Source organism: Corallococcus sp. CA049B, assembly GCF_003611685.1.
Lineage (GTDB): Bacteria > Myxococcota > Myxococcia > Myxococcales > Myxococcaceae > Corallococcus > Corallococcus coralloides.
Genome location: NZ_RAWC01000165.1, coordinates 1 through 20,281 on the forward strand (window position 1 = coordinate 1; position 20,281 = coordinate 20,281).

Here is a 20,281-nt window from a genome sequence, read left to right on the forward strand (position 1 = left end):
GCGGCGGGCTTGGGCGGGGTCGCCGCCGGCTTGGGGCCGGCGACCGGGCCGTCCGGGGCCGCGTTGCGGAGCACCTGCTCGAACTTCGCCCAGTCCTCCTTGAAGTGCGCCGGGTCCGGCAGCCCCTGCTCGCGGTGCTTCAGGGACGGGGCCCATCGCAGGGCGTACGCCTCGCCCACGTGGAAGCTGGGCGGGGGCGGCACGCCGTAGGTGGCCGGGTCGAAGAAGGCGTCATCCAGGTCGTCGAAGCCGTACGCGCGCGCCTTCTGGATGAAGTTGGGGATGATGCCGGTGGGCGCGTGGTAGCCCAGGATGTTCTCGTGCTCGTCCTTGGCGACGGGCGTGAAGACGAAGATGTCCTGGGTGCGGTACTCGCCCTTCTCCGTGAGGGGCAGCACCTCCGACAGGGCAATCGTCTTGCGGCTGCCGTCGTGGAGGCGCTCGCAGCAGATGATGAAGTTGATGGCGCTGGCCACCTGGGCGCGCACGGCGACCATGGGCAGCTCCACGGACGACATGAGGCACAGGGATTCAATGCGGCGCAGCGTGTCCGTGGGCGTGTTCGCGTGCGTGGTGGCCAGCGAGCCGCCGTGGCCGGTGTTCATGGCCTGCATGAGGTGGAAGGCCTCGCCGCCGCGCACCTCGCCCACCACGATGCGGTCGGGGCGCAGACGCAGCGCGGAGTGCAGCAGGTCACCCATGTCCACCGCGCCCTTGCCGAACTTGTCGGCGGGGCGGGATTCGAAGGCCACGATGTGGGACTGGTTGAGCTGGAGCTCGGCGGAGTCCTCGATGGTGAGGATGCGCTCCTCGTCCGGGATGAGGGACGAGACGATGTTGAGCAGCGTCGTCTTTCCGGAGCCCGTGCCGCCGGCCACCAGCATGTTGAGCTTGGTGGCGATGCCGGCCTCGATGAGGCGCGCCATGGGCTTGGTCAGCGACTTGAACTTCAACAGCGAGTCGATGGTCAGCTTGTCCTTGAAGAACTTGCGGATGGAGATGGTGGTGCCGTTGCGCGCGATGGGCGGAATCACCACGTGGATGCGGCTGCCGTCGGGCAGGCGCGCGTCCAGGCGGGGGCGCTCCTCGGACAGGGGGCGGCCCACGAACTGGGCCATGTTGCGCGCGGCGCCCAGCAGACCTTCATCGGAGAAGGAAGCATCCGTCTTGATCAGCCGGCCCTTGCGTTCGATCCACACGTCGGTGGGGCCGTTGATCATGATTTCCGACACCGACTCGTCGTCCAGGTAGGGGAGGACGGGCTTGAGGAAGGCGCGGAGCGACTCGGTGTACATCGTCATGGCGGGCGCAAGGCTAGCGCGCTCCGGCCCGGGCCCCAAGCTCCCGCCTTGAGTGCCTGCTCGCTTTCCGGTGCGGCGGGCCGCCTCAGGACGCGCGCGCTGGTCTAGGGTGCGGCCCTGGGAGGGACACAATGAGCCTGGCGGACGGGTTGCCCGAGGACTGGAAGGAAGTACTGCAGGACGCCATCCACGCTCCGTCGTTCCTGGAGCTGGAGAAGTTCGTGCGCCAGGAGCGCCAGGAACACACCGTGTTCCCGTCGGAGGAGGACGTGTTCTCCGCGTTCCGCTTCACGCCCTACGCGGACGTGCGCGTGCTGCTCCTGGGCCAGGACCCCTACCACGGCCCCGGTCAGGCCCATGGCCTCGCCTTCTCCGTCCAGCCCGGCGTGCCGCCCCCGCCCTCGCTCGTGAACATGTTCAAGGAGCTCCACAGCGACGTGGGCGCGCCGAAGCCTCGCGACGGGTCGCTCATCCCTTGGGCGAAGCAGGGCGTGTTCCTGCTCAACACCGTGCTCACCGTGCGCCAGGCCTCCCCCAACAGCCACGCGAAGCACGGCTGGGAGCCCTTCACCGACGCCGTCATCCGCGCCGTCAGCGCCAAGGAGGACCCCGTCGTCTTCCTGCTCTGGGGCAAGCCCGCGCAGAAGAAGGCGGCCCTCATCGACGCGAAGCGCCACGTCGTCCTGGAGGGCGTGCACCCCTCGCCGCTGTCCGCGAGCAAGGGGTTCTTCGGCAGCAAGCCGTACAGCACCACCAACGCCGCGCTCAAGAAGCACGGCCAGCACACCATCGACTGGGAGCTGCCCTCGTAGGAGCGTGTCGCGTGGGTTGGCTATAGTGCCCGCCCACGATGGCCACGACCTTCCTCGAAGACGCCGCACGCACCCAGGCCGCTGAAGCCGTCGCGGCCATTGAGTCCCAGACCGCCGCGGAGGTCGTGGTGTCCGTGCGCCGCGCCTCCGGCGACTACGCCCACACCGATGCCCGGCTGGGCGCGGCCGTCGCCTTCGTCATGCTGGGGGTCCTCCTGTTCATCCCGCAGGAGGTCCACCTCTTCGCCTTCCCGCCCGTGGTGCTCCTGTCCTACGCCGCGGGCGTGATGGGGGGCCGCCTGCTGCCGTCGCTGCGCCGCGCGCTCACCCCGCGCAAGCTCCAAGAGGACTCCGTGCGCACCGCCGCGAAGGCCGCCTTCACGGAGCTGGGCGTTTCGCACACGTCGCGCCGCACCGGCATCCTGGTGTTCGTCTCCCTCTTCGAGCGCCGCGTGGAGGTCGTCACCGACTACGGCGTGGACACCTCGCTCATGGGCGCCGAGTGGCAGGACGCGCTCACGCAGCTGTCCGCCGCGCTGTCCACGTCCACCGCGCCCGAGCCCTTCCTCCAGGCCCTGCGCCGCATCCAGGCGCCGCTCTCGCGCGTGCTGCCTCGCCTGGAGGATGACGTGAACGAACTGCCGGACATGCCCGGGGCCGTGGCGTGAGGCGCTCCTCTTCCGTCCTCCTCCTCGCCGTCGCGCTGTTCCTCGGGCTGGGCCTGACCTCGCTCCCGGACGCCGAGGCGCGCCCCGGCGGCGGCAGCACCTACCGGGGCTCCAGCCGCAGCTCGTCCAGCTCCAGCAGCCGCGGTTCGTCGAGCAGCCGCAGTTCGTCCAGCTCCAGCAGCCGGTCGTCCTCCTTCGGCTCCAGCAGCAGCCGGTCCTCCTCCTCGTACAGCTCCGGCCCCCGCTCCTACGGCTCCAGCGGTTCGTCATCCTCGGATGGCGGTGGGGCGTTCGGGGGCTTCTGCCTGCTCATCGTCGTGATGGGCGTGGTGGCCATCGTCGTCATGAACCTGAAGACGGGCGCGGGGGAGAAGGACTGGAGCACCACCACGCCCCATGCGCCTCCGCCGCCCCAGCGCCAGGGCTCGCTGCGCACGAAGCTCTCGCGCCTGGCCCGCGTGGGCCCCAAGGGTTCGGACGGATCGACGCAGCCGTTGGATCCGGAGTTCTCCATCGTCCTCTTCGAGGACTTCGTCTATTCGCTCTTCGCCCGCGTGCACGAGGCGCGCGGCGGCGACCGCCTGGACACGCTGGGCGGCTGGCTGTCCGACGGCGCCATCGCTTCGCTCCAGGAGATGGGCACCCCGGACGCGGTGAAGGCCGTGGTGGTGGGCGCCGTCACGTACGAGGCCGTGGAGGGCATCAGCGCGAACAGCCAGCGCGTCCGCGTCGTCCTGCGCTTCGAGGCCAACTACACGGAGGTCACCTCCGGCTCCGAGCAGAGCTGGTACGTCGCGGAGGAGTGGCTGCTGGAGCGCGACGCGTCCGCGAAGTCCCGGGCGCCCGAGGACGCGCGCGCGTTCAAGTGCCCCCACTGCGGCGCGCCGCTGGAGTCCGTGCACGGCCACAAGTGCTCGTACTGCGACACGGTGGTGAACACCGGCGAGTTCGACTGGGTGGTGACGCGCGTGGCGTCGCAGGAGCGCGAGCGGCGCGGCCCGCAGCTCACCGGCACCACGGAGGAGCAGGGCACGGAGCTGCCCACCGTGAAGGACTCGCGCGCGCAGGAGCGGCTGAACGCGCTGCTGCATGACGACCCGGAGGCGACGCCGCTGGCGCTGCGCAAGCGCCTGGAGTTCATCTTCCACGAGATGCAGACCGCGTGGGCCGCGCGCGAGTGGAAGGGCATGCGGCCCTTCCTCAGCGACAACCTCTTCCAGACGCAGCTGTACTGGATCAACGCCTACCGCGCGGCGGGCCTGCGCAACATCACGGAGAACGCGCACATCACGAACATGGTGCTCGCCCGGGTGACGCGGGATGCGTACTTCGACGCCGTCACCCTGCGCGTGTTCGCGTCCAGCCTGGACTACACGGTGCGGGACCGGGACGGACAGGTCGTGGGCGGCAGCCGTTCCCGCGAGCGCGCCTACAGCGAGTACTGGACGCTCATCCGCGGCCGGGGCGTGCAGGGCAAGCCCTCCACGCAGAAGCAGTGCCCGTCGTGCGGCGCGCCGCTGTCCATCAACATGGCGGGCCACTGCACGCACTGCCAGGCGCGCGTGACCTCCGGCGAGTTCGACTGGGTGCTCAGCCGCATCGAACAGGACGAGTCGTACCAGGGCTGATCATGCTCACGCTCCATGGGTTTTCGTTGCTCGGTCTCCTCGTCATGGCCACTCCGGCCGCCTCGGCTCCACAGTCCTTTGGAGATTGGTTCGATGCGCGTGCGAAGGCGGAGAAGGCCTTCGTCCGCGTGCGTTTCCAGGTGGATCTCGACGGAGATGACCGGGATGACGATGTCGCCTGCTACGTCTTCGAGACACCCAAGGAATGGGTCACCACCGCGCCTGTCATCCTGGTGGGGCTCGCCACCGGTGAGCGCTTCGCCTTGCGCGGCCAGGGGCTGGGCCCCGGGTTCGCCGAGTGCCCGAGGTCTCTCCTCCCGAGCACGATGAATCCCCTGAAGATCCTGCTCATTGAGATGAGCGCACCGACGGGCTTCCGGGCGGAGGCATTCCTCCGCTTCGACAAGAAGGGGCCTCTGCTGACGAGCAGCAGGACCCTTGATCAGCGCCACATCCGGATCGTGGACCTGGTGCGGCAGGAAGCGGAGCTCATCTCCTTCGAAGCGTCCAACGCCACGCCCACGGACGGCGGCGACATCGATTCGGGGCAAGAGTCGCCCCCCGTGCGGTCCTCCGCGATGCTCGCCTCCGGCACGAAGGTTCCGGCGCCCCCCGCGCCGGTCTGGCCGAGCTGGGGTCAGAAAGATTGGGCAGGCTTCTCGGATGCGAACCTGAAGGTGCAGTGGCTGCGCAAGGGCGACGGAGTGACGCTCATCGCGACGCTCCAGGACGACCATCCGGTGCCGGCCACCGACACCCGCGTGAAGGCCATCCTCGCGGCGGATCACCTGGAGCTGTGGTGGCGCGAATGGAATGCGGGTTCCGCGCGTCCGGTGCGGTTGGGCGTGGCGCGCACCGCCGACGGCAAGCCCGTGGCCACCTGGCTCCAGCCGCCCGACCGCAAGGACACGCCGCTCCCTCCCGTCCGGTGGACCGCTCCTGACCGGATGGAGGTGGACCTGCCCATCAGCTGGATCCGGGGCAGGACGCCGGCGGGGACCCTCCCCAGCGACCTGGAGCCGCCGTCGGAGCGGACGGAGCTCACGGTCGCCTTCTCCGACAATGATGGCAGGGGACCGGAAACGCTCCTCTCCACCACCCCAAAGCGTCCTGACGGGGAGACCTTCAGCTTCCTCTTCATCGCTGAACCGGATTGTCCCTTCCCCCGGTTGAGCAAGCGCGTCCTCCAGTGGGTGCCCGTCAGTCAGGGCACCACGCTGCGTGAACTCGTCTGGTAGTGCCAGCCGACCGGGCGTGGATCCCCCAGGACATCCACGCGAGGAGGACTAGGATGCGGTGCATCATGACCGCGCCCTTCCTCGCCGCCACCCTCGTTGAACCGCTGGAACCCGGGCATTACCGCTCGCGCTATGAGGCGCCCTGGTATCAGGGCCGGGGCGCCTACGGCGGTGTGGTGGCGGGGCAGGTGCTGCGCGCGCTGGAGCACCACCTCAACGACGCCAACAGGCAGGTGCGCTCGTTCACCGTGCACTTCTGCTCGCCCGCGGCGGAGGGCGTGGCGGACCTGCACACGCGCATCGAGCGCGCCGGCAAGCTCGTCACCCATGCCACCGCGCGGGTGGAGAGCGGCGGCGTGGTGGTGGCCGTCGCCACGGCGACCTTCGGCGCCGCTCGCGGTGGAGCCCCCGAGTACATGGACTTCGTCATGCCGGCGGTACCCGCGCCCGGGACGCTCACGCCCGTCCCCGACGACGTGCCCATGCCGGACTTCTGCCGCTTCTTCGAGTACCGCTACTGCGTGGGCTCGCCGCCGTATTCAGGTGGACCCGAGGCGGAGGTGGGCGGCTGGCTGCGGCCTCGCGTCCCCATGGCGCTGGACCCGGCGCTGTGCGTGGGGTTGATGGATGCGTATCCGCCGTCCGTGCTGTCCCGGCTGGACGGCTTCCGCGCGGCGGCGTCCGTGGACTTCAGCGTGCAGTTCTTCCAGCCGTTCCCGGTGAAGGGTCTCGCGCCGGACGCGCACTACCTGCGCACCGGCCGCTCGCGCCAGGCCGCGGACGGCTACACGGAGGAGACCCAGCTCCTCTGGGCGGAGGACGGCACGCTGCTCGCGCAGTGCCGTCAGCTCGTCGCCGTGCTCGGCTGATCAGGTCACCAGCTCGGCCACCACGGCGTGGTGGTCGGAGACGGCGTCGGGCAGACGCTCGTAGCGGGTGAAGCGCAGGGCGTGGGAGATGAGCACCTGGTCCAGGCGCTGACGCGCGTGCGGAACGGGATACGTGGGCTCGCCTTCGGAGGGCGTGTGCAGTCCCAGCTCCGCGCACAGGCGGGCCACGGGACCGTCCACGTCCTCCGCGTTGAAGTCGCCCATCACCACGCGAGGCCGCTGTGGCCGCTGGCGCAGGGCGTGGATGAGCTGATCCACCTGACGCCGCCGCACCGCCGCGGAGAACGGATCCAGGTGCAGGGACACGAGCTCCGGTCCGTACCCTCCGGAGCGCGTGGCCACGACGTAGCCCTTGTCCACGCGCCGGTCGCGCCCGAAGTGCGCCGCGTCGCACGACTCCAGCGGCTGCCGGGACAAGAGCGCGGTGCCCTGCGCGAACAGCCCGGGGACGCCGGAGTGCACGCCGTGATGCACGTGCGGATACCCGGCCTGCGCCGCGATGCGGGCCACCTGATCCACCCGTCCGCTGAAGAGGCTGGACCGGTCCGCCTCCTGCAACGCCACCACGTCCGCGCCTTCACGGGCGAGCAGCGCCGCCACCCGGTCCAACGTGCCCAGCAGCGCGGAGCGCCTGCGCAGGAAGGGCAGGGGCACGGCGAACGGCGCACCGTGCGCCACGTTCAGGGTGAGGACCTTGAGTCGCACGGGCCCGGTGCGCGCGGAGCGGCTCAGGCGGCGATCTGCTTGCGCAGCAGCCGCGTCAGCTCCGCGGGGTCCACCGGCTTGGGCAAGAGCTCCGCGCCGTAGCGGATGGCCACGGGCAGCAGGTCATCCAGGTCCGAGTGGCCGGTGAGGAAGATGAACGGCGCGCGGCACTCCTGCAGCTCGCGAATGGCGACGAGCACGTCGGAGCCGTTCATGTCCGGCATGTTGTAGTCGCACAGGATGGCGGCGACGCCGTTGAGGTCCAGGTGGAAGGCCTCGGCGGGGGACTGCACCGTGAGCACCGTGTAGCCCGCGCCCCGCAGGGTGTCTCCCACGGTCGCGAGCACGAAGAGGTCATCGTCGATGACCAGCACGGTTGGCATGGGCGGTCCTCCCGCGCCTGAGCGGCGCGCCGATGCGCGCGAGTGTATCCGAGCCCGCGCGTCCGCGCGCCACGCCCCACCGGACAAGTCGCCGGGGTCGGGACCACCCCGTCGTAGGGTGTGGGCGCGGCGGGCCCCTCGGGGCGCTCAGTGTTTCGAGGGCGTGACAGGGGACGGGATGAGGATGAGCTGCTCCTGGGGTGGGTTGAGGTATTCGGCGCCGGTCTCCGTGATGACGGCCATCTCCTCCACGGAGAGGATGCGCAGCGCGTCCGGGCTGCTGCCGTCCTTCCACGCGTAGAAGCCGTCGAAGGCGAACACCTGTCCGGGCTGGAGCTTGCGCAGCGCGGAGCCCGAGGGCGGCTTGCCGGACGCCGCGCCGGACAGGGCGGGGCCGGCGTCATGGGCCCAGTAGCCCACGGGATGGCCGGTGCCCCACATCACGGGCTCGGAGCCAGCTTCACGCATCCAGTCGCGCTGGGCCTTGTCCACGTCGTAGCCGCGCACGCCGGGCTTCATCGCCGCGAGCGCGATGCGGCTGCCCTTCTTCGACTTCTCCCACTTCGCCAGCGCCTCCGCGGGAGGCTGCGTCTGTCCCGGCGCCAGCACGTACGCGAAGCGCTGGATGTCCGTCACCCACGTACCGCCCACGCGGATGCCGAAGTCCGTCTGGATGAAGTCTCCCGGCTGGATGACGCGGTCGGTGGCGTTCGAGTGCCCGCGCGTGGGCCCGCTGTTCACGTTGGGGTTCTGGTCCGGCTGCCACCCGTCACCCACGCCCAGCTCCGCGATGCGCTTCTTGAGGAAGCGCGCCACGTCCGAGTCCCGCGTCTTGCCGGGCACCACGGTGCGGTACGCCTCCTCCTCCAGCTTCGCGGTGATGTCCGCGGCCTTGCGCATGATGTCCACCTCCTCGGGCGTCTTCACGGACAGCCACTCGGAGACCAGGTCCTCGGAGGACACCAGCTTCTTGCGCAGCGCGGGGGACAGCGCCGCCTCCAGCTTCGCGCGCTGCGTGGCGGACAGGCCGTCCGCGATGGACATCCGCTCCGACGAGTTGATGGCCACCTTCGAAGGCTTCGCCTTGGACAGCCGCGCGGCGATGAGCGCGTTCACGTCCGCGCCGCGCTCGAAGGCCACCACCTCGTCCACCACGCCCATGTCCCGGAGCGCGGTGGCCTCGCCCTCGGGGGAGAGCGCGGTGGAGCGCAGCGTGTCGCCGTCGCGCAGGAACAGGAACGCCGCGGTGCCGCCCGCGTTCTCCCCGCCCACGTGGGCGGCGAGCGGGTCGTTGTCGTTCTCGCGGCAGAGCACCACCCACGCGTCCACGCCCGCGCGGGCCATGGCCTGGGGCAAGAGCTTCTGGAGGCGCTCCTTGCGCACCCGGGGCCACGCGCCCTCCGCGGCGGGCACGGCGGGCGCCGCATGGGCAAGGGAGGCAGAAAGCAGGGCGGAGAGGAGGACGGGGCGGACACGCGTCATGGATGCGCTCTTCCTGGTGGGGGAGGGCGCGGATTGTTTCACGGCTTCGCCGCGCGACAACCCACACGCCGTGCACCGCGCGTGCGCTTCACCTGGAAGTCTCGGTGTCCGGTGTTCAGCGAGGCACGAGCACGCCCTGGAAGTTCACGGGCATGGGCACCGCGGCCAGCCGCATCCGCACCGCGCCGGGGTCCTTCAGCTGGATGCGGTAGCGCAGGAGCAGGAGCCGGCAGAGGAGCATGAGCTGCGCGGTGCCCAGCCCCGCGCCAATGCACGCCGTGGGCGCCCACCCGAAGGGGACGTAGCTGGACCGGGGACAGGCCCCGTGCGGCGCCTCGGGAAGCCAGCGCTCCGGCGCGAAGGTGTCCGGCGCGTTCCAGTGCTTCGGGTCATGGTGCAGCAGGTACGGACTGACGATGAAGCGCTGGCCCTTCTTGAGCCGGGTCTCGTCGACCTGGAGGTCCCCGGCCGCTTCCCGCGTCATGAACATGGGCGGGCCCCACATCCGCAGCACCTCCTTGACGAAGCGGTGGGTGGCGGGCGCGGTGCGGGTGGGGTCGGCATGGAAGTCCGCCGCGGAGAGCGGCGCCAGCTCCTCCACCAGCCGGGCCACCTGCTCTGGCTGATGTGTCAGTTCGTAGAGCAGGCTCGCGGCCGCCGCGCCGGGCGGTCCCGCGATGGCGGTGATGACGGCGGTGACGGCGTCGACGGCGCGGTCCACGCCCAGCGTGGGCAGCAGGTCCACGATGGGGTCCATCAGGTCCGCCTGACGGGGACGGCGGCCCAAGGCGCGTCCACGCAGCTCGCGGCGCACCGCGTTCCCGCTGCGCACCTGCCCGAGCACGAAGCGCAGCTCCTCCCATCGCGTCGCGCGGGAACCTCCGGCACCCAGCAGCCGGCGCAGCTTGAACTCCTGGTCGCGCTGCACGAGCGCCAGGTCCGCCGCGGGCAGGGCCTTCACCACCACCGGCAGCAGCGAGCCGGTGACGACCTCATGCGCGGTCCACATCACGTCCAGCGGCCGGCCCAGCCGGGCCTCCAGCAGCGCCACCATGCGCTCCTCGAGCTGGCGCAGCCCCTCTCCATCCGAGAGCCTCCGCAGCTGGGTGAGCCACGCGGCGCGAATGTCCTTCCATGAGAAGGGGGCGCTCCGCTGGCCGCGCACGACGTCGCTGAGCTTGTCCGCCAGGGTCAGGTCGGCGAAGTGGCACGCGTGGAACCCCCGGGCGGCCTCGGGCGCGAACACGCCCAGCTCATCCGGTTGGATCCACAGGACTCCGCCCTCCGCGGCACACCGCGCGCGCAGCTCGCGAACGAAGTCCGGCTCCTCGGGTGCCGCGTCCATGGGGACTCCCCTGGAGAAGGAGGCGGACGGGATCCGCCTCCTTCCGGAAGAGGTCAGATGCTGCGGTACATGACCCAGATGTACTTGGAGTCCTTGCGGCGGATGGACAGCGCGGTCAGCAGGGCACGGGCCAGCTTCTTCATGGGCATTACCTCCTTCTGCGGGTTGCTACAGGGGACGCGGCTGGACGCTCAGCGTGAAGCGCGGCGGCGCCAGCGCGGGACCGAAGTGGGGGCGCGCGCCATGCGCGGTGACCGTCCACTGGTAGGAACGGGACAGGATGCGCAGCACGTCCTCCACCAGCTCCATGGAGAGGAGCGCGGCGGGACAGGTGTGTGAGCCCCAGCCGAACGGGATGAACGCCGGAGGGGAGCGGACGCCGTCCCACCGCTCCGGCCGGAAGGACTCGGGCTCCTGCCAGTGCGACGGGTGCCGGTGGACCAGGTAGGGACAGACGACCACCGTGTCACCGGGCGTGACGTCCTCGCCCGCCACGGCGTGGGCCTTCGCCGGCCGGACCGACAGCATCCAGGCCACCGGCCACAGGCGCAGCGCCTCGCGGACCACGCAGGACGGCTCCGCGTCCGGACGCGGGTGCGTGCCCCACAGATAGAGCGACCAGCCCAGCGCGAAGCCCACCGAGCCCGTCACCGCGAACACGCAGGACAGGAACACCTCCGCCAGCAGCGCCTCGGACGCGTGGACGTCCGCCGCGCGCACGACGACGTCCAACAGGTCGGAGGGCGCCGCGCCGCGCCGCTCGCGCCGGGCCCGGATGGCGTGGACCAGCTCCCGGCGCACGCGCCGGCGGAAGCGCCATCGGGTCCACCAGGAGGTGCGCTCCCGGACGCCGGCCAGCACGGCGCGCTCCACCACCGCGCCCACGATGTCCCGCAGCGACTCCGGACTGCCGGGGGCCACGAGCGCGTCCGCGAGGTGCCGGTACATCAGCCGGTTGCCCGCGTGAGGCCATTCGCTGGTGGGTGAGAGGGATTGGCGGAGGGTCTCCGGGAGCAGCTCCGCGCGCGAGGCGAGAAAGGCCTTCAAGAACGACCGGGCCTCCCGTCCAATCTCCTGCTGCACGGCGCGGGGACCCAGCATGCCTTCCGCGGTCTGGAAGAAGTCCGCGTGCTCCTCGTACAGCCCGCCGCCATTGACGAGCACGGCCTTGGCCGCCGCCGGCTCCGCGACGCAGAGCTGCCGCCCGGGCAGCCAGAGCGAGTCACCCCCAGCGGGGAGCGATTGCTCCATGAAGAGCAGGGGATCGTCGTGGAACCGGACCTGGGGCTGCTGTCGCGACATGCGTCGGGCCTCCCTTCCTGGCGTCCGGTCTCCATCCGCCGGGAGGGAGGTTCGTTCAATGGCTTGAAGAATGACAGACGGGAGGGTGGGAAATCGTCGGTGGCTGGATTGTCATTGGCGGGGGCGTCCGGGAATGAACGCCAGCCCTGCCCTGGGGTCGCAGGCGTGGCCGGATGCCTGTCATTGCCCAGGCACCGGCGGGGGGGCGCGAAGAACGCCAGGGCTTGCGACCGTGCGCGTCGTCTCCAACCCCGGAGTCGCACATGCGTGTCGAAGAAACCAGTGCCGCCGCGGAGTACGTCCAGGGAAACGAGGACCGGGAGCTGCGACGGCTGATGCTCCAGGCCCAGGTGTACGCGCCGTTGACGGAAGGCGTGCTGCGCGGGGCCGGCCTCAGGCCCGGCATGCGCGTGCTGGACGTGGGCTGCGGGGTGGGGGACGTGTCCTTCCTCGCCGCGGAGCTGGTGGGCCCCACGGGCGAGGTGGTGGGCGTGGACCGCGAGGCTCGCGTCCTCGCCTGCGCCCAGCGCCGCGCCGAAGTGCTGGGCCTGCCCCACGTGCGCTTCCAGCAGAGCAGCCTGGAGTCCCTGCCCGTCGGCGCCCCCTTCGACGCCGTCGTCGGCCGGCTGGTGCTGATGTTCCAGCCGGACCCGGTGACGTTCGTCCGCCGCATGGCGGAGCACCTGCGCCCCGGCGGCGTGCTGGCGCTGCACGAACTGGAGCTGGCGGCCATGGGCCTGGCGCACCCGAAGCTGCCGCTGTTCAACCGCGTCTGGGGCTGGATGCTGCCCACCTGCGAACGCGTGGGCATCAAGGTCCACATGGGCCTGGAGCTGGTGTCCACGCTGCGGCGGGCCGGGCTGGTGGTGGATGACGGCGTGGTGGGCGGGCGGCTGGGCGTGACGCCGGACGCGGAGACCACGCACGCCCTGGTGGAGACCGTGCGCACGCTGCTGCCCCACATGGAGCGGCTGGGCGTGGCGCTGGCCATGGAGGTGGACATCGACACGCTGGCCGCCCGCCTCACCGCCGAGCTGCGCTCCAACGGCGGCGTGCTGGTGCCCAGCCTCATGGTGGGCGTCTGGGGCCACCGTCCAGGCCCTGTCTGACGCGACCGTCTTCGCACGACTTCACGAGCGGCGGGGGAGTGGGTCGCTTAGAGTGACCTCATGGCAAAGACGGCACCCCGCAAGTCCCCCGCGAAGGCCAGGAAGCAGCCCGCGCGCCCCGCCGCGCCCGCGAAGACACCGGCCCGGCCGGTGAAGGCGAAGGTGGAGAAGGTAGAGCCCCGCCGCGCCTCCGCGTCCTCTCCGAAGCCCCCCGTGCTGGAGGCCGAGCCCGTCTTCGACTCCGGCCCCGTGGCCGACCCCCGCGAGGCCGCGCCCAAGCGCCTGCCCGCGGGCGAGCCGCAGGGCCGCGTGCTGCCCTTCGAAATCGACCCGGCCCAGCTGGAGGCCGGCTTCAAGAAGCTCCGCGGCGAGCTGGTCCACTGGACCAACAAGGGCCGCTACACCAAGGTCCGCTTCAAGTTCCGGGGCAAGCAGCTGCTGCCCGACCTGCCCCTGGCCGCCGTCGTCGCCGCGGAGGGCCTGTCGTTCTACTGGGGCGGCATCCTGCGCGTGCTCGTGGCCAACGTCGTGGGCAAGAGCGTGTTCGAGGTGGAGCTGGTCAACGACGCGGACAAGCGCGTCCAGGCGGGCCGCGAGGCGCTCCTGTCGGGTGACGTGGACCAGGCGCTCACGCTGTTCCGCGAGGCGCTCGCCATGGACCGCGACAACGCTGGAGCGCACCTCAATGTGGGCGTGGCGCTGAAGCTCCGCGGCGACCGCGAAGGGGCGCTCGCCGCGTTCGAAACCGCGAAGGCCAAGGACCCCGAAGGCGGCGTGGGCGCGGAGGCCGAACGGCTGGCCGCGAACCTCCGTCCCAAGGCCTGAAAAACGGGCCCGGAAGGGCCTGGAAACGGCCCCGGAAGACGGCCTCCGGTGGGGCTGAAAACGCACCGCCCGGATGTTCCCTCCGGGTGCCCCGGAAAGGCCTCCTCCGACCCCTGGAACCGGGCGGGCGGGCAGCCGTGGCGAATCCCCCCTGTTTCCCTTATTGACTGAGGGAAATCCGGGGGTTACGAACACTCTCCCATCGGGCGGAGCCCCCCACGTGAGGGGCCCGTCCGCACCTTCCAGAGCCCATGGCTGACGACACCACCGACACGCCGGCAACGCCCCCCGCGCCTCCTCCGTCGAGCGGCGCCGGAGAGCTCATTCCCATCAACATCGAAGACGAGATGCGCCGCTCGTATCTCGACTACTCGATGTCCGTCATCATCGGCCGCGCGCTGCCAGACGTGCGCGACGGCCTGAAGCCCGTCCACCGTCGCGTCCTCTTCGCGATGAACGACCTGGGCAACCTCCACAACCGCGCCTACAAGAAGAGCGCGCGCGTGGTGGGTGACGTCATCGGTAAGTACCACCCGCACGGCGACTCCTCCGTCTACGACGCCATGGTGCGCCTGGCCCAGGAGTGGAGCCTCCGCTACCTGCTGGTGGACGGTCAGGGCAACTTCGGCTCGGTGGACGGCGACTCGCCGGCGGCCATGCGTTACACGGAAGTGCGCATGGAGCGGCTGGCGGAGGACCTCCTGGGGGACATCGACAAGGAGACCGTCGAGTTCGGCCCCAACTACGACGACTCGCTGGAAGAGCCGCTCGTCCTGCCCGCCAAGTTCCCCAACCTCCTCGTCAACGGCAGCAGCGGCATCGCGGTGGGCATGACCACCAACATCCCGCCGCACAACATGACGGAGGTCATCACCGGCACGCTGCACCTCATCGACAATCCGGGCTGCACCGTCCTGGACCTGATGGAGTTCATCGTCGGGCCGGACTTCCCCACCGCCGCCATCATCACCGGCCGCGAGGGCATCCGCCGCGCCTACGAGACGGGCCGCGGGTCCATGACCATCCGTGCGCGCACGGAGATTGAGACGAACAAGAAGGGCGACCGTGAGGCCATCATCGTCACGGAGATCCCCTACCAGGTGAACAAGGCCCGGCTCATCGAGAAGATCGCCGAGTTGGTGCGTGAGAAGAAGCTGGAGGGCATCAGCGACATCCGTGACGAGAGCGACCGTCAGGGCATGCGCATCGTCATCGAGCTCAAGCGCGATGCCATCTCCCAGGTGGTGCTCAACAACCTCTTCTCCATGACGCAGATGGAGACGACGTTCGGCGCGGTGATGCTGGCCATCGACGGCGGGCAGCCGCGCACGCTCAACCTGAAGGAGCTGCTGGACCGCTTCATCGCGCACCGCCGCGACGTGGTGACGCGCCGCACGCGCTACGAGCTGCGCAAGGCGCTCTCGCGCATGCACATCGTGGAAGGCCTGCTCGTCGCGCAGGACCTCATCGACCTGGTGGTCAGCCTCATCCGCGCGTCGCGCGACCCGGATGAAGCGCGCTGGGGCCTGATGAACATCCTGTCGCCGGAGCTCTACACGCGCGAGCGCTTCCAGAACCTGGAGCGCATCGACTACGCGAAGGCCAAGGCGCAGATGGAGCTGCTGGTCAGCCGCGCGCGCAACGAGGAGCCGGCCTACGGCGGCCTGGAGCACAAGTACGAGGGCGCGGGCTTCAGCGAGGACCAGGCGCAGAACATCCTGGAGATGCGCCTGCAGCGCCTCACCGGCCTGCAGCGCGAGGAGCTCTTCAAGGAGCTGATTGGCCTGGTGCGCGACATCGCGCGCCTGCGCGACATCCTCGCCAACGAGAAGAGCCTGCTCTCCGTCATCAAGGCGGAGCTGATGGAGATCCGCGAGCGCTACGGCGACAAGCGCCGCACGGAAATCACCGGCGCCGTGGATGACCTCACCAGCGAGGACCTCATCGCCGAAGAGACGATGGTGGTCACGCTGTCGCACACGGGCTACGTGAAGCGCTCGCCCCTGTCGGAGTACCGCGCGCAGAAGCGCGGCGGGCGCGGCAAGACGGGCGCGGGGACGAAGGAGGACGACTTCGTCACCAAGGTGTTCGTGGCCAGCACGCACGCGTACCTCATGCCCATCACCACCAAGGGCAAGCTGTACTCGCTGAAGGTGCACCAGATTCCGCAGGGCAGCCGCACGTCGCGCGGCAAGGCCATCGTGAACCTGGTGCAGTTCGGGGAAGGGGAGCGGCTGGCGCAGGTGCTGGTGACGCGCGACTTCCCGGAGAACCGCTACGTCTTCTTCGTCACGAAGAAGGGCGTGGTGAAGCGCACGGACCTGAGCGCGTTCGAAAGCGTCCGCGCCAGCGGCATCATCGCGCTGGGCATCGACGAGGGCGACGAGCTGGTGGGCGTCATGATCACCGACGGCACCAAGGACATCCTCCTGTCCACGGCCACGGGCATGAGCATCCGCTTCAAGGAAGAGGATGTCCGCTCCATGGGCCGTCAGGCCTACGGCGTGAAGGGCATCACGCTGGAGGACGGCGACGAGGTGGTGGGCGCGGACCTCCTGGACAAGGAGCCGGAGGAGGGCCAGGCGCCCGCGGAGCAGAGCAGCGCCATCCTCACGGTGACGGAGAACGGCTACGGCAAGCGCACCGAAGGCGCCGAGTACCGGCAGCAGGGCCGCGGCGGCAAGGGCATCATCGACATCAAGGCCACCGAGCGGAACGGCCGCGTGGTGGGCGTGGTGCAGGTGAAGGACAGCGACGAGGTGATGCTCGTCACCAACGGCGGCATGCTCATCCGCATGAAGGTGAAGGAGATCTCCGTCATCGGCCGCAACACGCAGGGCGTGCGCCTCATCGCGCTGGAGAACGGCGAGGAGAAGGTGATGGCCATCTCCAAGCTGCCCGAAGGCGAGGAGTCCGAGGACGAGGAGACGGAGGCCACTTCGCCGGTGGAAGGGTCCGGCGCCGAGGCCTCCTCGGAGGCCGCGCCGGTGGAAGCCGCTTCGACGGAGGCTCCGGCGGACGAGGCCGGCTCGCCCGGTCCGGAAGGTGAGCCCGGCTCGGAAGGCTGAGGCTTGAAGCCGTAGCAGCACGGGAGGGCCGGGCATGTGACCCGGCCCTCTTCGTTTGTGGGGACTACTTCTGGGTGAGGTCCTTGGGCACGGTGAGGCCGGCGGTCTTCTCGTCGATCCAGAAGATGTTCATCACCCACCAGCGCTGGCCGTCGTTGAAGAGCTGGATGCTGTTGACGCCCTTGGCGATGAGCGGCCCGTCCTGCGTGCCGCGCGCCTCATAGGTGCTCATGACCTGCACCAGCGCGCCGAAGGCGTGCGTCTGGCGCGCGGTCTCCTTCTCGAAGAAGCCGTGCGTCGCGGTGCTCTCCTGGCCCCACGTCACGTAGTCCTCCGGGGTGATGGGGCGGGCCGCCAGCGTGGCCGCGCCCGGCGGCTTCGCCAGCGGGATGAGCTGGGCGCCCGGATAGAAGAGGGAGCGGAAGCGCTGCCAGTCTCGAGGCGCGCCCGCCGGTCCGCTGATGACGTCGTAGAGGGCCTTGAGGATGGCGTCCTGGGACTTCACGTCCTCGGGCTTCGCCTTGGGCAGCCGGGCGAGCGCGGCCTGGGTCCGCTCCGCGGAGGCTTTCACCGGGTTTGGCTTCTCCGGAGCGGCAGGGGCCGTGGCCTTGGGCTGCGGCGGTGGAGCAGCGGGGGCCTGGGCGAAGGACGCGGTTCCCAGCAGGACGGCACAAGCGACGAGCAGGCGCGACATGGGGGCTCCCGGAAGAGGGGACGGCGAAGAGCCTAATCCCACGGCGCGGAAGCACTCGCTGGGATTCCCGTTCGCGGAGCGCACCGCGCGAACCGGTCCGACAGTCGGACAGGTCTGGACCGGGCCGGGCGGGAGGTGCCCATCAGCGCCACCGCGTCGTCCGGCAGTCCCCAGCGACGGGACCCGGTGCTTGGCCCGGCCGGTGCCGCACCGTAGTGTGCCCGCCGTCATGGCCTTCCTCTCGCTCGATGCCCTCACCTTGAAGTTCCTCGGTGCCGCCGCCCCGGCGGTGCGGGACGTGTCGCTGGCGCTGGAGCCGGGCGACGCGGTGGCGCTGATGGGCACCTCCGGCTCCGGGAAGACGGCGCTGCTGCGGCTGGTCGCGGGCCTGGAGCAGCCCACGTCCGGCACCCTCACGCTCGCGGGCCGCGTGGTCGCCGGGCCGGACGTGTTCGTGCCCCCGGAGCAGCGCCCCCTGCGCCGCGTCCTCCACGACGCGGAGCTCGAATCCGGCCTCACCGTGCGCGACGTGGTGATGGGCGTGCAGCCCAAGGGCGAGGGCCTGGCGCACGCGCGCGGCCTGCTGGCGCTGTTCCAACTGGAAGACCTGGAAGCGCGGGCGTGCGGAACGCTCTCACGGGGACAGCGTCAGCGCGTATTGCTGGCTCGCGCGCTGGCGTCCGGCACGAAGCTGCTGGTGCTGGATGAGCCCTTCGCCGGCATGGACGCGGGCCTGCGCGCCAACCTCCTCGGAGAGTGGCGCCGCGTGCTCAAGGCGCGAGGCGCCGCGGTGCTCTTCGCCACGCACGACGTGGGGGACGCGCTGGCCTTCGCGGACCGGCTGGTGCTGCTGCGCGCGGGCGCGGTGGAACAGCAGGGCACGCCCGAGTCCGTCTACGAAGCGCCGCGCAGCGCCTTCGCCGCGTACTTCCTGGGCGGCACCAACCTGCTGCCCGGTTCAGGCTTCGGCCGCGTCGCGCGCACGGCGCTGGGCAACCTGCCGCTGAGCACGGAGGCGCGCGGAGAGGTGATGCTCTCCCTGCGCCCGGAAGCGCTGCGGCTCGTCCCCGACACGGACGGCGTCGCGGTGGGCGGCGCCCTTCGAGCGGAAATCCTGGAGCGCGCCTTCCGGGGCGCGCACGTGGACTTCACCGTGTCCTGCGCGGGCATGGCGCTGGTGGTGCGCACCGCCGCCTCGGCCCCGTTTCGCGAGGGCGGCCGTGCCCGCCTGGAGGTCGCGGGCCGCGCGGACGTGCTGGAGGAGACATCCGGCGTCGCCCGCTAGTGCACCAGGCGTGCAGGCACCCGGCACGGATGGTGCAATCACGCGCGTCCCCCATGCGTAGGGAGGGGTATGAACATCGCAGGCCTTCGAGGAATGGGAACCCGCTTCTTCCACTACGTGCGCGACCCCCAGGTGGCGACGTGGCGCAAGCTGGCCGGGCTGCTGGCTGTCCTGTACTTCGTGTCGCCCGTGGATGCGATTCCAGACTTCATCCCCGTGGTGGGCTGGATGGACGACCTGGGCGTGCTGTCCGCCGCCGCGTTCTTCATGGTGCGCGAGGTCCAGCGCTGGCGCCCCGGCACGCCCGCGGGTGAGCCGTCATTCGACGGACTCCCGCGTGACGAGGAGGGCCGCACGCGCGAGCCCACGCTGCGCCGGCACTCCTAGCCGTCAGTCGTTGCCGCCGCGGCGGTCCTCGAAGTGCACGAAGTCGATGAGGAACGTCGCCGCCACCACCAGCGTCCGCACGTGGGGGTCGTGCAGGCCGTTGAACCGGACGCCGAAGTTGTCGGCGTCCGTGAACAGCTCCTTGCCGAACCCGCTCCACTTCTTCGCGATGGTCCCCACCTCGCGCCCCTGCTGCTCCACGTTGAACGTCCACGGCCTGAAGAACGGCCCGCTCAGGTGGGCCAGCTCTTCGTCGTTGGGCCCGAGCACGTCATAGGCGCGGGTGAAGAAGCGGAAGCGCTGCTGGATGGCGCCCAGGTGCCGCCCCTCGCCGTCCTCCACCTCCAGCCGGGACAGCCAGAAGCGCCACGGGCGGCGCAGCCGCAGGAGCGTCTCCCCGCGCCCGGACTTGAGCTCCATCGTGAAGGGCCGCTTCGCCTTGAGGAAGCCGCGCAGGAGGAACAGGCCCAGCCCGCTGCCCACCTCGCCCGCGAAGAAGAGCGTGCGTCCGTCGTCGCCCACCACTTCGTAGCGGTTGCGGCCCTCGAACCCGGTGAGGATTTCGCCCCACTCCTTCACCTGCCGCACGCGCAGCGTGTGCTCGTCACGCAAGAGGGTCAGCGCCTGGGACTCGACGGGCATGGGTGGCTCCGGGAAGGCGGAAGGGAGGCGGCCCCAGTCTAGAACTGTCCGAGCACCGCGAGCCCCATCCCCCCATGCCGCCCCATGGCCGCCGGGACGACGGAGACGGCCGGAGTGTTGTCTGGTGCATCGAAGTCCCGCGTGAGGAACGTCGCGGTCCCCAGGCCGGCCAGCACGCCCACTGCGGTCCCCACCAGCAGGGCGTCCCCGTGGTCGTCGTCCAGCAGCAGGAACAGCGCGCTCAAACCCATCAGGCCGCCCAGGATGCCGCCCGCGTCGATGAGCAGCACCCGGCCCCGGGAGATGTCCAGGTGGCGCGACACCAGCGCGAAGGTGATGAGGCCCGCGCCAACCACGCCCTGCTCGATGCCGAAGAACGCGCGCGTGTCGCCGTGGCTCTGCGTGCCCAGCAGCAGCCCCGCCACCACGCCCGCCCACAGGCCGCCGGAGTTCGCCAGCGACACCTGCCCGGCGGTGGGCCGCGCGAACTCCGCCACCAGGATGCCCAGCCCCGTGA

At 70.6% G+C, this 20,281-nt stretch carries 18 protein-coding genes and 1 pseudogene; 10 read left to right on the forward strand and 9 right to left on the reverse strand.

Annotated features, from left to right (window positions below; genetic code table 11):
* A partial coding sequence (locus tag D7W82_RS28315) for a CpaF family protein (protein ID WP_147439597.1) occupies positions 1-1,301 on the reverse strand: 1,301 nt, incomplete at its 3' end.
* A 131-nt stretch (positions 1,302-1,432) separates the two neighbouring features.
* Here D7W82_RS28315 and ung point away from each other — a divergent pair.
* From ung to D7W82_RS28340, 5 genes are all read left to right on the forward strand, one after another.
* The gene (gene ung, locus D7W82_RS28320; RefSeq protein ID WP_120621327.1) at positions 1,433-2,113 is read left to right on the forward strand and encodes a uracil-DNA glycosylase; all 681 of its coding nucleotides are present in this window, start codon (positions 1,433-1,435) and stop codon (positions 2,111-2,113) included.
* A gap of 38 nt (positions 2,114-2,151) precedes the next feature.
* Positions 2,152-2,781: a TPM domain-containing protein gene (locus D7W82_RS28325; protein ID WP_120621328.1), complete on the forward strand. Its 630-nt coding sequence runs from the start codon at positions 2,152-2,154 to the stop codon at positions 2,779-2,781.
* On the forward strand, positions 2,778-4,409 hold the full coding sequence (locus D7W82_RS28330; RefSeq protein WP_120621329.1) for a TIM44-like domain-containing protein: 1,632 nt from the start codon (positions 2,778-2,780) through the stop codon (positions 4,407-4,409). The genes D7W82_RS28325 and D7W82_RS28330 overlap by 4 nt, the downstream gene beginning before the upstream one ends.
* Before the next feature lie 44 nt (positions 4,410-4,453).
* Complete coding sequence (locus tag D7W82_RS41805; RefSeq protein WP_233587983.1) at positions 4,454-5,647, forward strand: hypothetical protein; 1,194 nt, start codon at positions 4,454-4,456, stop codon at positions 5,645-5,647.
* 65 nt (positions 5,648-5,712) lie between these two features.
* Entirely contained in the window at positions 5,713-6,516 is an 804-nt protein-coding gene (locus D7W82_RS28340) for an acyl-CoA thioesterase II (RefSeq protein WP_120621342.1), read from the forward strand.
* On the opposite strand, the gene D7W82_RS28345 is transcribed toward D7W82_RS28340, so the two are convergent.
* The 5 genes from D7W82_RS28345 to D7W82_RS28365 form a co-directional block, all read right to left on the reverse strand.
* Entirely contained in the window at positions 6,517-7,242 is a 726-nt protein-coding gene (locus D7W82_RS28345; protein WP_158617745.1) for an endonuclease/exonuclease/phosphatase family protein, read from the reverse strand. It abuts the gene before it with no gap.
* Between the two features lie 23 nt (positions 7,243-7,265).
* Positions 7,266-7,625, reverse strand: coding sequence for a response regulator (locus tag D7W82_RS28350; protein WP_120621331.1), 360 nt, complete (start codon positions 7,623-7,625; stop codon positions 7,266-7,268).
* A gap of 147 nt (positions 7,626-7,772) precedes the next feature.
* The gene (locus tag D7W82_RS28355; protein ID WP_120621332.1) at positions 7,773-9,107 is read right to left on the reverse strand and encodes a Xaa-Pro peptidase family protein; all 1,335 of its coding nucleotides are present in this window, start codon (positions 9,105-9,107) and stop codon (positions 7,773-7,775) included.
* A gap of 115 nt (positions 9,108-9,222) precedes the next feature.
* On the reverse strand, positions 9,223-10,452 hold the full coding sequence (locus D7W82_RS28360; protein ID WP_120621333.1) for a cytochrome P450: 1,230 nt from the start codon (positions 10,450-10,452) through the stop codon (positions 9,223-9,225).
* Positions 10,453-10,620: 168 nt separating this feature from the next.
* Complete coding sequence (locus tag D7W82_RS28365) at positions 10,621-11,754, reverse strand: cytochrome P450 (RefSeq protein ID WP_199727846.1); 1,134 nt, start codon at positions 11,752-11,754, stop codon at positions 10,621-10,623.
* A 263-nt stretch (positions 11,755-12,017) separates the two neighbouring features.
* On the opposite strand from D7W82_RS28365, the gene D7W82_RS28370 reads away from it, so the two are divergent.
* The 3 genes from D7W82_RS28370 to gyrA all read left to right on the forward strand — a co-directional run bounded on the left by D7W82_RS28370 (position 12,018) and on the right by gyrA (position 16,756).
* On the forward strand, positions 12,018-12,863 hold the full coding sequence (locus D7W82_RS28370; RefSeq protein ID WP_158617746.1) for a class I SAM-dependent methyltransferase: 846 nt from the start codon (positions 12,018-12,020) through the stop codon (positions 12,861-12,863).
* 60 nt (positions 12,864-12,923) lie between these two features.
* Entirely contained in the window at positions 12,924-13,688 is a 765-nt protein-coding gene (locus tag D7W82_RS28375) for a tetratricopeptide repeat protein (RefSeq protein ID WP_120621335.1), read from the forward strand.
* 251 nt (positions 13,689-13,939) lie between these two features.
* Positions 13,940-16,756 (forward strand): DNA gyrase subunit A, encoded by a 2,817-nt coding sequence (gyrA, locus tag D7W82_RS28380; RefSeq protein ID WP_120621336.1) that lies wholly within the window; start codon positions 13,940-13,942, stop codon positions 16,754-16,756.
* Positions 16,757-16,820: 64 nt separating this feature from the next.
* On the opposite strand, the gene D7W82_RS28385 is transcribed toward gyrA, so the two are convergent.
* The gene (locus tag D7W82_RS28385) at positions 16,821-17,450 is read right to left on the reverse strand and encodes a nuclear transport factor 2 family protein (RefSeq protein WP_120621337.1); all 630 of its coding nucleotides are present in this window, start codon (positions 17,448-17,450) and stop codon (positions 16,821-16,823) included.
* Positions 17,451-17,679: 229 nt separating this feature from the next.
* Here D7W82_RS28385 and D7W82_RS28390 point away from each other — a divergent pair, with 229 nt between their 5' ends.
* Complete coding sequence (locus D7W82_RS28390; protein WP_120621338.1) at positions 17,680-18,735, forward strand: ABC transporter ATP-binding protein; 1,056 nt, start codon at positions 17,680-17,682, stop codon at positions 18,733-18,735.
* A gap of 93 nt (positions 18,736-18,828) precedes the next feature.
* Positions 18,829-19,122, forward strand: coding sequence for a YkvA family protein (locus tag D7W82_RS28395; protein ID WP_233587984.1), 294 nt, complete (start codon positions 18,829-18,831; stop codon positions 19,120-19,122).
* Positions 19,123-19,125: 3 nt separating this feature from the next.
* Here D7W82_RS28395 and D7W82_RS28400 read toward each other — a convergent pair whose 3' ends face one another.
* Both D7W82_RS28400 and D7W82_RS28405 read right to left on the reverse strand, forming a co-directional pair.
* Positions 19,126-19,764, reverse strand: coding sequence for a phospholipid scramblase-related protein (locus tag D7W82_RS28400; RefSeq protein ID WP_120621340.1), 639 nt, complete (start codon positions 19,762-19,764; stop codon positions 19,126-19,128).
* A 38-nt stretch (positions 19,765-19,802) separates the two neighbouring features.
* A pseudogene (locus D7W82_RS28405) lies at positions 19,803-20,281 on the reverse strand (hypothetical protein); the annotation flags it as partial.

Bases quoted from the DNA above. Each gene is read 5' to 3' on its own strand.
- ung (WP_120621327.1), top strand. From the start codon at position 1,433: ATGAGCCTGGCGGACGGGTTGCCCGAGGACTGGAAGGAAGTACTGCAG.
- D7W82_RS28325 (WP_120621328.1), top strand. From the start codon at position 2,152: ATGGCCACGACCTTCCTCGAAGACGCCGCACGCACCCAGGCCGCTGAA.
- D7W82_RS41805 (WP_233587983.1), top strand. From the start codon at position 4,454: ATGGCCACTCCGGCCGCCTCGGCTCCACAGTCCTTTGGAGATTGGTTC.
- D7W82_RS28340 (WP_120621342.1), top strand. From the start codon at position 5,713: ATGACCGCGCCCTTCCTCGCCGCCACCCTCGTTGAACCGCTGGAACCC.
- D7W82_RS28350 (WP_120621331.1), bottom strand. From the start codon at position 7,625: ATGCCAACCGTGCTGGTCATCGACGATGACCTCTTCGTGCTCGCGACC.
- D7W82_RS28355 (WP_120621332.1), bottom strand. From the start codon at position 9,107: ATGACGCGTGTCCGCCCCGTCCTCCTCTCCGCCCTGCTTTCTGCCTCC.
- D7W82_RS28360 (WP_120621333.1), bottom strand. From the start codon at position 10,452: ATGGACGCGGCACCCGAGGAGCCGGACTTCGTTCGCGAGCTGCGCGCG.
- D7W82_RS28365 (WP_199727846.1), bottom strand. From the start codon at position 11,754: ATGTCGCGACAGCAGCCCCAGGTCCGGTTCCACGACGATCCCCTGCTC.
- D7W82_RS28370 (WP_158617746.1), top strand. From the start codon at position 12,018: ATGCGTGTCGAAGAAACCAGTGCCGCCGCGGAGTACGTCCAGGGAAAC.
- D7W82_RS28375 (WP_120621335.1), top strand. From the start codon at position 12,924: ATGGCAAAGACGGCACCCCGCAAGTCCCCCGCGAAGGCCAGGAAGCAG.
- gyrA (WP_120621336.1), top strand. From the start codon at position 13,940: ATGGCTGACGACACCACCGACACGCCGGCAACGCCCCCCGCGCCTCCT.
- D7W82_RS28385 (WP_120621337.1), bottom strand. From the start codon at position 17,450: ATGTCGCGCCTGCTCGTCGCTTGTGCCGTCCTGCTGGGAACCGCGTCC.
- D7W82_RS28390 (WP_120621338.1), top strand. From the start codon at position 17,680: ATGGCCTTCCTCTCGCTCGATGCCCTCACCTTGAAGTTCCTCGGTGCC.
- D7W82_RS28395 (WP_233587984.1), top strand. From the start codon at position 18,829: ATGGGAACCCGCTTCTTCCACTACGTGCGCGACCCCCAGGTGGCGACG.
- D7W82_RS28400 (WP_120621340.1), bottom strand. From the start codon at position 19,764: ATGCCCGTCGAGTCCCAGGCGCTGACCCTCTTGCGTGACGAGCACACG.